This window comes from Methanoculleus nereidis (genome assembly GCF_032944295.1).
In the GTDB taxonomy this organism is placed as follows: domain Archaea; phylum Halobacteriota; class Methanomicrobia; order Methanomicrobiales; family Methanoculleaceae; genus Methanoculleus; species Methanoculleus nereidis.
The window spans coordinates 603,934-617,333 of the sequence record NZ_JABFFQ010000001.1; the positions used below are offsets into that span (position 1 = coordinate 603,934).

Genomic DNA, 13,400 nt, shown 5'->3' on the forward strand with positions numbered 1-13,400 from the left:
GATCGCCAGACCCTGAACGTAAATACATCGGTTCATCATCCCCGGGGTCCGGGACGGTCCCGGTGCGCAGGTTCATCTACTTGCGAGGTCCAGGAGAAGGACAATGGTCAGGGTTGCTGACCCCAAGACATGCGAGCGGGCTCTCTCCCCGGGCACCTGCTGGTTCCGGATCGTGCGAGCCACTGCGTTCGTGCTCATCTTTATCCTGGTGATTCCGCTCTTTCTCGGCCTCGCGTTCGGCGTGTCCCCTGCGGCGGTCTTCGCCCTCATCGGATCGACCCTCCTCCTCCAGGCGGCCGCGGCCGTCGTCGGCCTCTCGCTCGGGCTGCACCCGGCGGCCGTCCTCGTCTTCCTGCTATCGGTGGCCGCCGCCGTTCTGGTCGGCATCCTCGAGGTCTGCGACCTCTTTGCCGGGCGCTCCCGGATGATCCAGGGTTTTCTCTCGAAGATCGATGCGAAGACCGGGAGTGTCGATTACCTGAAGCGCTACGGCGCCCTGATGCTGATCCCGGTCATCTGGATCCCCGGGATTGCCCTCTACGGAACCCCCGTCGTCGCGTGGGCCTTCCAGTACCCGCGGCGGGTCTCTCTCCTCTGCATGCTCGCCGGGTGGGCAATTGCGATCCTCGTGGTCATGGCGGCGACGATGGGGCTCGTTCGCCTGGCGTTCTGATCCCCGGGCAGGCAGGCAGGAAGATTTTTTCCCGCCGGGCACAAGAGATCGATACCCATGAACAGCGACCTGAAGGCGGCCGTCCTCGAACGGTGCCGGAGGATGGAGATCCCGCTCGTCGGGGTCGCGGGGACGGACCGGTGGGAGAACCCCCCGTTCCAACCCTGGATGCCGGAAGAGTTCTACCCGCAGTCGATCTTTCCCGAGGCCCGGTCGGTGATCGTCATCGGCCTCCCGGTCCACCTCCCGGTGCTCGAGACCTCCCCCTCCATCTACTATCACGAACTCTATAAGACCATCAACACCCTGCTCGACCAGTACACCTACCGGCTCGCCTCCTTCCTCAACGACGAGGGCTACCCGTCGGTCTTCGTCCCGCGGGACGGCTACGGGAGCATCGAGGTGCTCCAGAAGAACCCTGTCGCCTTCTTCTCGCACCGTCACGCCGCCTTCCTCGCAGGGCTCGGGACTTTCGGCGTGAACAACACCCTCCTCACGCCGGAGTACGGCCCCCGGGTCAGGTTCGGCTCGGTCCTCACCGCTGCGGACCTCCCGCCCAATCCGCTGCTCGTGGAAGACCTCTGCACCCGGTGCATGCTCTGCGTCGACGCCTGTCCCGCGGGCGCGCTCGACGAGCGGGACTACCCCGAAGGTCTCACCGACAAGGCGGCCTGCGCAGCAAACAGCGCCGAACTCGCCCGGCATCACATCTCCCCCTGCGGGATCTGCATCAAAGTCTGCCCGGTTGGAGAGGACCGGCGGCACTACGGCCGGAGAACCCCTGCAGGGGACGGGGATCCGCGCTACCGGCGTGCCCGGGAGCACGTGCAAAAGTTCGGCGGGCTGTAAGCCCGCCAAAAAAGGATTATTCTTTTCTTACTTTACCCATCAACTGGTCCATCATCTCCGGTGCCCGGTCGCGCAGGCCGAGCCCGACGATGATGGCGATCGCCGCACCGAGGCCGAGCCCGACTCCCCATGCGATCGGGACGACGAAGACATAGATGATCGAGAGGTCGAGCATGAGCTGCTGGAGCGCGAGGATGGCGACGACGAAGTAAAGGAACGCCCGTAGCAGCATCGTGATCAGCCCGAAGCCCTGGATGCTCTGCACCTCCCCCATGTTCTGGAGGATGTCTATCAGCCAGTCGATCAGGATGAATCCGGCGACCAGGATGATGAGGAACGCGACGACGTTCGGGATGTATGCCACGATGGCCGCGACCGCCGTCGTCAGGGCAGGGATCTGCAGGACGCTGACCGCTGTGAGGATTGCGATGAGGTAGATGAACCAGCGGACGATGAAGTCGAAAAGGCGGCTTATGTTCATCGTGGAACGTTCGATCTGCTGGCCGACTGATGTCTTCCGAAGCGCGTCGTCGACGCCGATTCTGTCGAGGACTTCGGAAACAACTCTTCCAAGGATACGCCCGAGGATCCAGCCGATGATGAGGATGACGATCGCTGCAATGAGGTTTGGCAGAAACAAAATGACATTGCGAGCCAGTTCTTCAACAGGCTCAAACACCTGAGCCGAGAGGTCTCCATTTGTCACGGTATATCACCGGGGGAAGGATATGGTCCGTACTATATAAACCTTGATGTTCCCGCCACCCGGGGAGCGCGGGGAGACCGCTGCCGGGGGAGTGCGAGCACGAGCGAGTTTGAGCTCCCCAAAGTGCACCGGACAGGAACTTGAAAACCTGGAACGTTTCGAAAGACGACTTCTCAGAAAGAGGGCGAGGGGCGGTGGAGAGGTTACTCCGGGACCCCGGCCGCCGCTACGACCCGGGAACGCCCGGTATAGCGGTACATCAGGGCAAGGATCGCCGGCATGACGACGATTGCGCCCACGAGCGAGAACCCTACCGATATGACCGTCACGATCCCGAAGTTGCTGATGATGTTGAAGGTCGAGAAGGTGAGTGCCGAGAACCCGAAGACCGTCGTCAGCCCGGAGACCGTGATGGCCGTCCCGATCTTCTGCACGGCGGTCTGGATGGCGTCGAGGAACTCCGTGCCCCTGGCGAGTTCCTCCTCGCATCGCTCCATGATCAGGATGGTATACTCGGACGCGACGCCGATCGTCATCGACCCGAGGACGGCGGTCAGCGGCGTGTAGTCGAGACCGAGGAGGTACATGATCGCGCCGTTCCAGCCCACGATGAAGACGATCGGGATGACCGGCGAGACGGCACCGAATTTCCGGTAGACGAGAACCAGGAAGCCGAGGATGAAGGCAAACCCGAGCACGGTCATATACACCCTGGACTCGCTGATGTCGTCCATGACGGCGGCAAACATCTCCATCTGACCGGTGACCTTCACCGTCACGCCGGCCGGGGGGTTGTTCCACGCAACGTCGCTCTGTATCCTCCCGACGAGGTCACGTGCGGCACTCATCTCCATGTCGACCGTCGAGAACTCAAGCACTGCCTCCAGATTCCCGTTGAGGTATCGGGAGAGCGTCTCCTCCGGGATCCGGGCAGTAACATTGTCGACCGCCCTCTCGGTCGAGGGGAGCACGCCGCCGTTGTACTCCCTGATCAGGGTCGCGACACTCGTCACCCCGGTTATCTTGTCGTTATGCTCCTGCTCGTAGGCCCCCAGCTGATCTATCCAGGCAAGTGTCTCCGGGGAGAGGACGTCGTCCGCGAGCACGACGACCGGGATGGTGCTCGTCGAACCCATGACCCGGGTAAGTTTCTCGAGGGAGCGAAGGGCGGGCATATCGTCGGGGACGAAGGTTTTCTCGTCCGCACTGACGGGCACGCTCTGGTCGAGGTAAAAGCCCCCTGCCGCGACCGTCGCAAAGATCAGGATGACCGGGATCGGGTATTTCGCGACGGTGTAGGCGAGCCTGCCGAGGAGGCGGTCGTAACGCTCGATGAGAGATTCCCCGCCCGCCGGTTCGGATCCGACGGCTGCGGCCTCCTTCCTCGGCCGGTAGCGGGTGACGATCGCAAAGACCGGGACGATGATGAGCGCCGCGACATAGCAGGAGACAACCCCGATGGTGCAGACCATCCCGAAGTCTGCCACCATCGGCACCGGGGCAAAGAACATCGCGATGAACCCGAGCGCCGTCGCCGACATCGCGATCAGGATCGACGGCCCCATCTGCGTGACGGTGGCCCATACGGCCTCCGGGATCGTGCCGTGCCGGATCTCCTCGTCGAACCGGGCATGGAGCTGGATTGCGTAGTCGATCCCGATCCCGATCAGCACCGGGAACGCCCCGACCACCACCATGCTGATGGGAATACCGAAGAGGCCCATGAACCCGAAGGTCATGATCAGCCCGACGGCCACGATCCCGACCGGGAGCAGGCGGTAGCGGACGTGGGAGAAGAGGAACGTCACCGCGAGAACCATCAGGACCATGGCCACCAGGATCAGCATGCCCGTCTCGGATCCCATCGCCTCGCCCATCTCCAGCGAGAACGCAGGGTTGCCGGATACCGTGACCGTGAGCCCTGGCGGGGGCTCCGATATGCCGACGATGGTCTTGATGTTCCCGACAACCTGCTGTTGCGCCTCCATGGTGACGCCGGGCTCAAGGGCGATGACGCTGATCGTCATCAGGTCCGAGGGGAGCATCCTCTCGACCATTTCGGGGGGAGCCTGAGCGATGATCGCGTCGATCTCCGCCGTGGACGACGGCAGGGTGCCGCCGTTCGCCTGTTTCAAGAGGTCGACGACGCCGGAGACCTCGTCGACGTAGCGTTCGTTCCTGAGGTCTTCCTGGAGATGGTCGATGTACCTGAGAATCTCGGTACTCCTGACGCTATCCGTCTCGTAGATGAGCATGATTGCGTCGGAGCCGTAGGTCTCCATATAGTGGTCGAGCATCGCGCCGCGGGGTGTGCTCTTGTCGAGGTAGGCGTCGTCGCTGGTTTCCATCGAGACCATCGAGAGCCCGAAGCATGCCAGGATGAATATGGCCGCGGCAACCCCGGCGACGGTCCAGGTATGGTTGTTAATGGCGGCAGCGAGCCACTCATAGGGATTTTTCATGCGTGCTCCTCCGCCGCCTTTTCCCCGTACTCGCCGATGATCGCCATGGTCACCGCGTGAGCAATCTCGCTGTCGCTTCTTCCGGCGGGCTCAATCCCGTACTCCTCCGCTGTGCGCCGGAGTCTTGCGGGGTCGAGGACCCGGTAGCCGCTGCCCGTTTCGGTGGATTTTGTCGTTTCGGTGAGGACGGACGAGAGCAGGGATGCCGTGCCCTCCTCGTCCATGGCGAGACGGTGGAGCAGGGCCACGGCTCGCTGGTAGTCTGCCGGGGGGAGGAATCCGGCTTCGATCCAGATCTGGCCGGTCTCTTCAAAGAAAAGTTCTTTGTAGAGTGCTTTGCGGTGGGCCGGTCTCCGGCACCGGGTTTCTTCGGAACCCCGGCGAGACCCGATGTTGCAGGTGGTTGCGCAGTTCACGTCTGTCCTCGTTATAAGTGGCTCATCTGATGAGGGTAGTATTTTCAAGGGACAGGATATGAACCTGCTGCAACCCGGGCGGGGACCTATATCGGATTCCGCTTCCCCGGTGTGATTCCCTGCAGCCGGTTCACGTGTGCTTCCCATACAGTACTCTGGAATACCCGGGGATTCAAGGTTCTCCCGTATATGTACGGGGATTATAGGGTGCGGCGTCCCACACGGTGTATGCGCAAGATGACCGTCGAGGTCTGCCTGAAGGATCCGTTGATGGGCATGCCCGCCGACGCAGAGGTTCTCAACCAGGCGGTGCAGCACTTCATGGATAGGGTCGAATCTGTCAGGCTCGTCGAGTTGCTCAAGATGAACTTTGAGCGGGGGGAGGAGACGGTGATTGCCGAGATCACGATGAAAGCGGGATACACCGCGAACGACCTTGAGCTCCCGGAAGTTCTCGGTTCTCTTGAGGTGCTCAAGGCCGACGGCCGGACGTATACCTGCTTTCTGCGATGTGTCATCCAGGACGAGTTCCTGCTGGAGAAGATGCGCGAGTTCGACCTGGATATTATCTGGACGTTGCCCATGTACAAGTCCCGCGACTGTATGTCTACACCTGCATCGGCGACGCCGAGAACCTGAACAAAGTTCTCCTTCTCATGTCCACCTACGGCGAGATCCAGAACGTCATCTTCGAGGAAGCAACCTTTTCCGGGAACAATCCCCTCTCACGGCTCACTCCCCGGCAGAGGGACCTGCTGATCGCGGCAAAACAGTATGGCTACTACGAGTACCCTCGTAAGATCAACAGCCAGCAGCTGGCGGAGAAGGTGGGCATCAGCAAAGCCACCGCGATAGAGCACCTGCGAAAGGCGGAGGCACGGCTCATTGCCACGCTCCTTGCCGGCTACTGACGGCAGGTGCCGCCTGTCCCGGTATACCGTAGAATAGAAGTGTCCCCGGGAGAGGTAGCGGTTCGAGCGGCGGGTCAGCCACACCCCGGGCCAGCCGCCGTCGCCGCCGGATACGTTCCAGGGCATGTTGATGACCTATCTCGGTCTTTTGAGGACATTCCTATCCGGGGTATCTGTTGGTTCAGGTGGTATCGCTCTTGCGTGCTGCTCTAATTCGTCCTCACCAGGACAGCCTTCTTCGATGGTGGGTATTCCCGGCCTGGCGATCCGACCCATTCTGCGTGGGGGTCGGTTCGGGGTGTATGCCTCTGCGGGCGGCTGCTATGGGGACGTTCTTGCGAGGAGACGGGTTCTCTCTCGCTGATCTATCCGTCTCTCCCGCAAACCATAAGTGTGTTGCAACCAAACAGAGGTGCAATGGTTGCTGAAATAGTTCCCGGGCTCCGGGCTCTCGGGATGAACGAATACGAGGCAAGCGTCTACTCCACGCTCGTCGGGCTGCAGAAGGCAACCGCACGAGACATCCACGAAGCAAGCGGGGTTCCCCGGGGACGGATCTACGAGATCTTAAACGACCTGGCCCAGCGGGGCTTCATCGCAGTTGAGGAAGGATCCCCTACCTCCTATTACGTGCTCGAGATCGACGTGGTCTTCGACCGGCTCAAAGAAGATTACATCCAGACCCTTGACGAGACCCGCGAGGTGTTAAAGAGCCTCTCGGTCAAACCGCGTCTCCCTCCCGATTCGTTCTTCATCCTCAGGAGCGGCTGGGCGATCGAGAACCATCTCTCCTCGCTCTTCCGCCGGGTAAAGAAGAGCATGGTGATCCTCTGCTACGATCCGGCGTTTCTCCGGAAGCACTATGCGGCCATCAAACCGCTCAAGCGCAAGATCGACCTCTACGTGGTCGTACGGAAGAAGGAAGATTATGTCGACATCCGGCTTCCGATCTATGAGGCCAGGGGTGCCGTGCTCGAACTCCTCGAGACCCCGGCGGTGAACGAGTCCGCAATGGGCTTGAGGAAGGATGAGTGCTCCATACTGGTCGACGGCCGTGACTTCTTCGTCATCGCCACCGCGGGATCCGGGCGGCACGCGGTGATCGGCTCGGATATGCCGCTCATCGGTTACATGCAGAAGACGATCGTCGAGCGGCTTAATGAGGCGTGAGGGGGCGGCCGGTTGGGTCAGGGGGGCATGCCCTTCCTGGGTAACTTTCGGCGATCACCCGCCCTGCCTCCATGGTTAACTCTCGTTTTGCCTGTCGGGAGTGTGGACTGCCTTTAGCCGTTCCTTAAGTGTCGGGATGTCGGAATGCGCCGTTTCCCAGACAATCTCAAGACTGACGCCGAAATAGTGGTGGATAAGTTTGTCCCGCATTCCAGCGATGAAACGCCATGGAACTTCGGGATATCGTTCTTTGAACGGCTCCGGAAGGTTCTTCACCGCCTCTCCGAGGATCTCCAGGTTCCTCGTGACCGCATCCTGTGTCCTGGTATCGGCAAGAAACTCATCGTAGGTCATATCGGAGGTATACCGGAGGATGCGCTCGACGGCCTCGGCGATGTCGCCACAGAGAAGGCGGATGTCCGACCGTTCAGGCATACGCGACCTCGGCGGTTACCTGCTCACGGATAAGCGGTTTAAGGGCGTCAGGCGTCACCAGGTCGACGGGAGCGCCGAGGCGAAGCGAGAGATACTCTTCGAGTTCGACGAAGGTGAAGAACCCGATCGGCCGGGAGAACTCGACGAGGATGTCGATGTCGCTTGTCTCGGTCTGCTCGCCACGTGCGACCGAGCCGAAGATACCGATCCGGCTGACTGAGAACCGCGTGGAGAGCTCACTTTTAAGCCGTTGCAGAGTCGTGAAGACTTCTTCCCGGGACGGCATGGTTACTGGTATTCTGTCGGAGAGGTATTAATGAGTTGCTGCAAGAGGGGTGGGCGGCCGGTCACCGCCGCCTCCTTACGCCCCCTCCGGGTTTACGACCCGTCCTGCAAAGAGAACCGTGCCGGAATCCTCCTCGACGATGAGGAAGACGAACGGATGATCCGCCCGGAAGACGGGTGTCCGGTCTTCCATGGGTGCGCTCGCCAGATTCATGACGACGCCGGTCGCCGCCGCAGCCTCGGTACCCTCCTCGTTCACGTCGACGAAGGCCTTATGGACGACGTCGCTGATGAAGAGATCCTCTGTCCCGTCCATCCCCGAGAAGTCGGCTGCATCGGAAAAAGCCGTCGGCATCCCCATCGCTGCGAGCACCTGCGGGAGGCTGTACGTCGTCTCAAGCGTGAACTTCGGGAAGACGACCCTGACGCGCTGGTCGGCGAGCGTTTTCCGGAGGTCCACGAGCGTCTCCGCATCCAGCGCCTCCTCTGCCGCCGTCAGGTTGTCCTCCCGCGGAAGGAGGACGAGCATCGAGAGTTCCGTTCCGTCGGCGTGCGCATACGGCATCCTGAGCACCTGGAGGCTCTCGGTCTCCGCGTACCCGTAGATTGCGTCCTCATCTGTCCGGTGCATCATCGGAACCCGCACCGTCTCCCCCGGAGCGACCCGGAACTCCTCCTCGGTCGTCTCGGCGGGGTCGAACTGCTTGACCCAGGTGCCCTTGAAGTAGATCGCGTTCGTGATCACGAGCCGGGTCATCGGATCGACTGAACCCGCCGGAAGGAGGTCGCGGATCTTATCCTCGGTCTTCTCCTCCACCCAGCGGTTGATAGTCGCACGCGACCCCTCAGGGTCGTTGATGAAGTCGAGGTTCGTGACATTTGCCCTGTACCACCGTGCGGCCGTATCGACGTACTCCGGGAGGAACGGGTAGGTTTCCTCAGCCCAGAGAGCATTTGCGGTGCGGAGGGTGTAATTCTCGTCCCCGCTGTTCAGGACGGCATCAAGCCCGGCAAACCCTGCACGCCGGAGAGTCTCGTTCTGTGGCAGGTGGAGCACCGACCCGATCTCGTCGGCGGTCGTGCCCCGGGCGCCCTCGTAGGTGATCGCGAGGGCCGAGGAGATGCTGTAGGGCGAGAAGAAGATGTTTTTGCCCGCGGATCCCGGGTCGCTTGCGAGGTGCCGGTAGAGGTCGGCCGCGAACCGGTTGTTCCCTGCCGAGACGTTGCCGGCGCCTTCTGCAGACGGGCCCGGCGTCTCCTCCCCCGTGGGAGGAGCCGACTGTCCGGATGTCGTTTCCGGTATGTCGGTGCACCCGGCAGCGATGCAGCCGAGCGCGATGAGGCCTGCGAGAAGCAGCAGGCCGATAACCCTTCTATTCATGATGTGCGGTATGGTGTGCCGGATAATTATACCTGGCGATAACGACGAATTTTTTCGAAGTTTCGCCGGACAGACGGTTCATTTCCTCAATGCAGCACCTCTCGGATGTATCCTCTCTCGAGTTCCGCACGGTGCTCCGGCGTCCCTATGAGGGAGTGTCCCGGAGTCGGTTTTCCTTCGGCGTAGGCAAGGTAGAGGGCGCTGTTGACAAGGCCGATATGCGTGAATGCCTGGGGGAAGTTGCCGAGGAACTCTCCTGTCGCCGGATCGAACTGCTCGGGGTAGAGGCCCGCGTGGTTCGCGCGGTTTACCATCCGCTCAAAAAGCGATCGCGCCTCCTCGATCCGGCCGGAGAGCGCGAGGCAGTCGATGAGCCAGAACGTGCAGAGCCCGAACGCTCCCTCCTCACCCGGGAGACCGTCGTCCACCCGGTAACGGTAGACAAGATCGTTCTCCATCAGCCCCTCTATTGTCGCATCAATCGTCCCCTGGATCCGCTCGTCATCGAAGGGGAGGAACTCGAGCAGCGCGATGCGGAGGTTGACAGCATCGAGGTCTTTTGACCCGTAGGACTGGACGAAAGCGCCTACTTCCGCATCGTAACCCTGCTCGAGGATCTGCTGTTTGATCACCGCAACACCCCGCGCCCACCGATCCCGATCCCCCCGGAGGCCGTACCGGTCGGCGAGGTGGACCGCCCGGTCGAGCGCCACCCAGAGCATCACCTTCGAGTAGACGTAGTGGCGCTCCTCGCCCCGGATCTCCCAGATTCCGTGGTCGGGCTCTTTCCAGAGGGTGCACGCCTCGTCCGCAACCCTGGAGAGGAATGCCATCTCCTTTTCCGGGAGTTCGTACCCCCGCCTGACGAGTTCGTACGCGGTGTTGAGGAGTTCGCCATAGATCTCGAGCTGGAGCTGGGTGGCGGCTTCGTTTCCGATCCTGACCGGGCGCGAGCCCCGGTACCCCTCGAGGTGGGGGAGTTCCTCTTCATCGAGGTCGGTCCACCCGTGGATGCTGTACATGAGACGGAGCCCCAGCCCTTCCCCGGCATGCATCTCCGAGACCCGTTCCATCCAGGCGAGGAGTTCGATCGCCTCTGTCTCATGCCCGAGAGCGATCAGCGCCTGCGCCGTCATGGCCGAGTCGCGGATCCAGGAGAACCGGTAGTCCCAGTTCCGCACGCCACCGATATCCTCGGGGAGCGATGTCGTCAGTGCAGCGGCGATCGCACCCGTCGCCGTGTTCGTCAGCAGTTTGAGAGCGAGTTCGGACCGGACGAGGAGCGGGAGCAGGCCGCCCGCCCACTTCTCTGCGCGGGCGGCCCCGTTCCTGTGCGCCCACGCCCGCCAGACCTCCGTCGTTTCCTCTTCCACCGACTCCGCCCTGTCAGGGACGTAGGTCAGGTCCTCGGTTCCCCACCGGGCTATCAGGACGCGCAGTTCGCCCTCCCGCATTGGGATCTCCGCCCGGAGGGTGTGCCCGCCCTCTTCTTCCTCGACGACCCCGGCATCTTCGAGGCCGAAGAGGGTCATGTCGTCTCTCCCGTCAGTCGCGAGCCAGCCGCCGGGGATCCGCGAAACGCCGGTCGTCCCCCGGGCGTAGTCAAACCGGGGCGACCACTCGACCGCCGCCTCCACGCTTCCCTGGACGCACTCAAGGATGCGGTAGAGTTCTGGCGGGGCAAACGAGCCTGCGCGCCCCTCGATGTCCCCGGAGAGCGGCATCAGGTCGGTCACCGTGACCCTCCCCGCGTTGCCGGAGAATTCCGTCTTGAGAACGTTGGTATCCTCGACATACCATTGCCGCCCGCGTTCTATCCCCGGGACCGAGACTCTGAACCTGCCGCCCCGCCGGGCATCGAGCAGGGCGGCGAAGACGCTTGTCCGGTCGAGGTAGGGAAAGCAGCACCAGTCGATCGAGCCGTCCGTCCCGACGAGCGCCGCCGTCCGGAGGTTTCCGATGACGGCATAATCGTTGATAGGTTTGTAATCTTCTTTCGGCATCTGATCACCTGTCGACCGCGGGGAGAACCTCGCGCCCGAAGTCCTCGATGAACGCGGTCTGGTCTTTCGTCACGTTATGGAGGTAGATCCGGTCTATCCCGAGGTCCAGAAACTCCTGCAGCCGCTCGATGTGGCGGTCGGGGTCGGCGGATACCAGGATCCTCTCCTGCAGGTCTTCTGGCCTGACAAACTCGCCTGCGGCGTCGAACTCTCGCGGCGTCCTGAGCTCGGTGATGAGGCCACCGCCGACCATCATGTTGCACCACTGGTCATGCGCCCCCCGGAGCGCCTCGTCGTCTGTCCGTCCGTAGGCGAGATCCAGCTTGAGGTAGATCGGTTTCCCCTCTCCCCCACCCCTGCGGAAGAGGTCGATGATCTCTGCGAGCCGGCAGAGCGGCTTTGCGAGGGTGATGAGACCGTCCGCCCACCCGCCGACCCATTCTGCGGTGTTACAGGCGTTTGCCGCCGCCAGGAGGAGCGGGGGCTCCGGGGGCCGGGTGTAGAGCCGGGCTCTCTCGACCCTGACAGCGCCGTCGCGGGTGACGCTCTCCCCCGCCCAGAGGTCGCGCATCACGCCGGCACACTGGAGCAACCGGTCGTTGCGCTCTCCCCGGCCGGGCCAGCGTTCGCCGATGATCCCCTCGTTGAGCAGTTCGCCGCTCCCGATGCTTACCCAGAACCGGCCCGGGAACATGACAGCGAGCGTTGCGGCCGCATGGGCGACGACCGCCGGGTGGTAGCGGTAGCCCGGCGCGGTGATGATTCCGAACGGCATCTTCTTCGTGGCGTGCATTGCCGCACCGAGCCACGACCAGGCGAACCCACTCTCCCCCTGCCTCTCGCTCCAGGGATGGAAATGCTCTGAGGAGAGCACCGAGTGGAACCCCGCGGACTCTGCCGCTTTCACATGTTCGAGGAGTTCCCCCGGCCCGAACTGCTCGTGGGAGGCGTAGTAGCCGATCCTGTTTCTATCCATACCTGGACCTCCGATTACTCCCGTCGTGCTCCGGTCCTCCCGTCATGCCGCCGGAAGAGGGGCCGGTCGGGTCAGGGCCGGCAGCACCCCTCTGCCGAAGTCCTCGATGAACGCCTCCTGTTCCCGGTTGACGTTATGGAGGTACAGGCGGGTGAATCCGAGCTCGATGTCGGTCTTCAGCCACTCGATGTGCTCGTCAAGATCCGCCGAGGTGCGCACCTCGCTCGCGACCTCTTCTGCGGTGATGAACTCCGCGGCCGCGTCGAGCTGTTCGGGCGTCCGGAGGTTCTCGAGCACCGGCCCGGAGAGGATATTCGCCCGCCACTGGTCGTGCGCCCCCTGCACGGCTTCTTCGTGGCTCCGGGCGTAGGAGAGGTCGACCTTGAGGTAGAGCGGTTTCCCCGCCCCGCCGCCGCGGTGGAACGCCTCCACGATCTTTTTGAGTTGCTTCTCTGGTCTTGCGGTGGTGATGAGGCCGTCCGCCCACCCGCCCAGCCACTCAGCCGTCTCGGGGGATAAGGCGGCGCCTATCAGCGCCGGCGGTTCGGCAGGACGGGTATGGAGGTGGGCCTCGACGGTGCGTATCAGGCCCGTGGTGGTCACGGTCTCACCCACCCAGAGCCTGCGCATGATCGTCGCGGCCTCGAGCAGCCGGTCGTTGCGCTCCGGTTTGGGGGGCCAGGCGTCGCCCGTGATCCCTTCGTTGAGGAGCTGGCCGCTTCCGACGGCGACGAAGAACCTGCCGGGGAACATCTCTGCAAGGGTCGCTGCCGCCTGTGCGGCGATGGCGGGGTGGTAGCGCTGCACGGGCGCACAGACGACGCCTGCGGAGAGTGAGGTCGCCTGGAGCGCCGCACCGAGCCACGACCACGAAAACCCGCTCTCCCCCTGGGCGGGGGTCCAGGGGTTGAAGTGATCCGACGAGAGCATGCTCTGGAACCCGGCTTTCTCAGCACGTTGTGCGAGGTGCAGCAGCGCGCCCGGGGGAAACTGTTCGTGCGATGCGTGATACCCTATCGTCACTTCTGATCCTGCCATGATACCGCCTCCGTATCGGTCCGCCTCCTGTGAACCGGTGGCCAGACAGGGTTCCCGGATATTTAAATGATACCTGTGGGGATGAGAACCGGCGA

At 62.7% G+C, this 13,400-nt stretch carries 14 protein-coding genes; 5 read left to right on the forward strand and 9 right to left on the reverse strand.

All coding sequences use genetic code 11. The features are described 5' to 3' along the window. The first annotated feature begins 103 nt into the window (after positions 1–103). Together HL657_RS03215 and HL657_RS03220 are read left to right on the forward strand one after the other, a co-directional pair. On the forward strand, positions 104–673 hold the full coding sequence (locus HL657_RS03215; protein WP_317295386.1) for a hypothetical protein: 570 nt from the start codon (positions 104–106) through the stop codon (positions 671–673). Positions 674–730: 57 nt separating this feature from the next. Continuing rightward, positions 731–1,522, forward strand: coding sequence for a 4Fe-4S binding protein (locus tag HL657_RS03220; RefSeq protein ID WP_317295387.1), 792 nt, complete (start codon positions 731–733; stop codon positions 1,520–1,522). 16 nt (positions 1,523–1,538) lie between these two features. Here the strand turns inward: HL657_RS03220 and HL657_RS03225 are convergent, their stop codons facing one another. From HL657_RS03225 to HL657_RS03235, 3 genes are all read right to left on the reverse strand, one after another. Then, positions 1,539–2,228: a mechanosensitive ion channel family protein gene (locus HL657_RS03225; RefSeq protein ID WP_317295388.1), complete on the reverse strand. Its 690-nt coding sequence runs from the start codon at positions 2,226–2,228 to the stop codon at positions 1,539–1,541. A 203-nt stretch (positions 2,229–2,431) separates the two neighbouring features. Then, positions 2,432–4,690 (reverse strand): efflux RND transporter permease subunit, encoded by a 2,259-nt coding sequence (locus HL657_RS03230; protein ID WP_317295389.1) that lies wholly within the window; start codon positions 4,688–4,690, stop codon positions 2,432–2,434. Continuing rightward, positions 4,687–5,106, reverse strand: coding sequence for a hypothetical protein (locus HL657_RS03235; RefSeq protein ID WP_317295390.1), 420 nt, complete (start codon positions 5,104–5,106; stop codon positions 4,687–4,689). Before HL657_RS03235 ends, HL657_RS03230 begins: the two co-directional genes overlap by 4 nt. Positions 5,107–5,334: 228 nt before the next feature. Here HL657_RS03235 and HL657_RS03240 point away from each other — a divergent pair, with 228 nt between their 5' ends. From HL657_RS03240 to HL657_RS03250, 3 genes are all read left to right on the forward strand, one after another. Beyond that, the gene (locus tag HL657_RS03240) at positions 5,335–5,745 is read left to right on the forward strand and encodes a hypothetical protein (RefSeq protein WP_317295391.1); all 411 of its coding nucleotides are present in this window, start codon (positions 5,335–5,337) and stop codon (positions 5,743–5,745) included. 17 nt (positions 5,746–5,762) lie between these two features. Further along, positions 5,763–6,017 (forward strand): helix-turn-helix domain-containing protein, encoded by a 255-nt coding sequence (locus HL657_RS03245; RefSeq protein ID WP_317295392.1) that lies wholly within the window; start codon positions 5,763–5,765, stop codon positions 6,015–6,017. 417 nt (positions 6,018–6,434) lie between these two features. Next, on the forward strand, positions 6,435–7,187 hold the full coding sequence (locus HL657_RS03250) for a TrmB family transcriptional regulator (protein WP_301676731.1): 753 nt from the start codon (positions 6,435–6,437) through the stop codon (positions 7,185–7,187). 75 nt (positions 7,188–7,262) lie between these two features. On the opposite strand, the gene HL657_RS03255 is transcribed toward HL657_RS03250, so the two are convergent. The 6 genes from HL657_RS03255 to HL657_RS03280 all read right to left on the reverse strand — a co-directional run bounded on the left by HL657_RS03255 (position 7,263) and on the right by HL657_RS03280 (position 13,305). Next, positions 7,263–7,622: a HepT-like ribonuclease domain-containing protein gene (locus tag HL657_RS03255; RefSeq protein ID WP_048112727.1), complete on the reverse strand. Its 360-nt coding sequence runs from the start codon at positions 7,620–7,622 to the stop codon at positions 7,263–7,265. Continuing rightward, positions 7,615–7,908, reverse strand: a complete 294-nt coding sequence (locus HL657_RS03260) for a nucleotidyltransferase family protein (RefSeq protein WP_317295393.1) — start codon at positions 7,906–7,908, stop codon at positions 7,615–7,617. The genes HL657_RS03255 and HL657_RS03260 overlap by 8 nt, the downstream gene beginning before the upstream one ends. Before the next feature lie 75 nt (positions 7,909–7,983). After that, entirely contained in the window at positions 7,984–9,288 is a 1,305-nt protein-coding gene (locus tag HL657_RS03265; protein WP_317295394.1) for a serpin family protein, read from the reverse strand. An 86-nt stretch (positions 9,289–9,374) separates the two neighbouring features. Beyond that, entirely contained in the window at positions 9,375–11,291 is a 1,917-nt protein-coding gene (locus HL657_RS03270; protein ID WP_317295395.1) for a glycoside hydrolase family 15 protein, read from the reverse strand. A gap of 4 nt (positions 11,292–11,295) precedes the next feature. Continuing rightward, positions 11,296–12,267 carry a TIGR03885 family FMN-dependent LLM class oxidoreductase gene (locus HL657_RS03275; RefSeq protein ID WP_317295396.1) on the reverse strand — a complete coding sequence of 324 codons (972 nt, stop codon included), beginning with the start codon at positions 12,265–12,267 and terminating at the stop codon, positions 11,296–11,298. A gap of 42 nt (positions 12,268–12,309) precedes the next feature. Beyond that, entirely contained in the window at positions 12,310–13,305 is a 996-nt protein-coding gene (locus HL657_RS03280) for a TIGR03885 family FMN-dependent LLM class oxidoreductase (protein WP_317295397.1), read from the reverse strand. Between the last annotated feature and the right edge of the window lie 95 nt (positions 13,306–13,400).

Coding starts and splice junctions, on each gene's coding strand:
- HL657_RS03215 (WP_317295386.1), top strand. CDS start 104: ATGGTCAGGGTTGCTGACCCCAAGACATGCGAGCGGGCTCTCTCCCCG.
- HL657_RS03220 (WP_317295387.1), top strand. CDS start 731: ATGAACAGCGACCTGAAGGCGGCCGTCCTCGAACGGTGCCGGAGGATG.
- HL657_RS03260 (WP_317295393.1), bottom strand. CDS start 7,908: ATGCCGTCCCGGGAAGAAGTCTTCACGACTCTGCAACGGCTTAAAAGT.
- HL657_RS03270 (WP_317295395.1), bottom strand. CDS start 11,291: ATGCCGAAAGAAGATTACAAACCTATCAACGATTATGCCGTCATCGGA.
- HL657_RS03250 (WP_301676731.1), top strand. CDS start 6,435: ATGGTTGCTGAAATAGTTCCCGGGCTCCGGGCTCTCGGGATGAACGAA.
- HL657_RS03275 (WP_317295396.1), bottom strand. CDS start 12,267: ATGGATAGAAACAGGATCGGCTACTACGCCTCCCACGAGCAGTTCGGG.
- HL657_RS03240 (WP_317295391.1), top strand. CDS start 5,335: ATGCGCAAGATGACCGTCGAGGTCTGCCTGAAGGATCCGTTGATGGGC.
- HL657_RS03280 (WP_317295397.1), bottom strand. CDS start 13,305: ATGGCAGGATCAGAAGTGACGATAGGGTATCACGCATCGCACGAACAG.
- HL657_RS03230 (WP_317295389.1), bottom strand. CDS start 4,690: ATGAAAAATCCCTATGAGTGGCTCGCTGCCGCCATTAACAACCATACC.
- HL657_RS03255 (WP_048112727.1), bottom strand. CDS start 7,622: ATGCCTGAACGGTCGGACATCCGCCTTCTCTGTGGCGACATCGCCGAG.
- HL657_RS03245 (WP_317295392.1), top strand. CDS start 5,763: ATGTCCACCTACGGCGAGATCCAGAACGTCATCTTCGAGGAAGCAACC.
- HL657_RS03265 (WP_317295394.1), bottom strand. CDS start 9,288: ATGAATAGAAGGGTTATCGGCCTGCTGCTTCTCGCAGGCCTCATCGCG.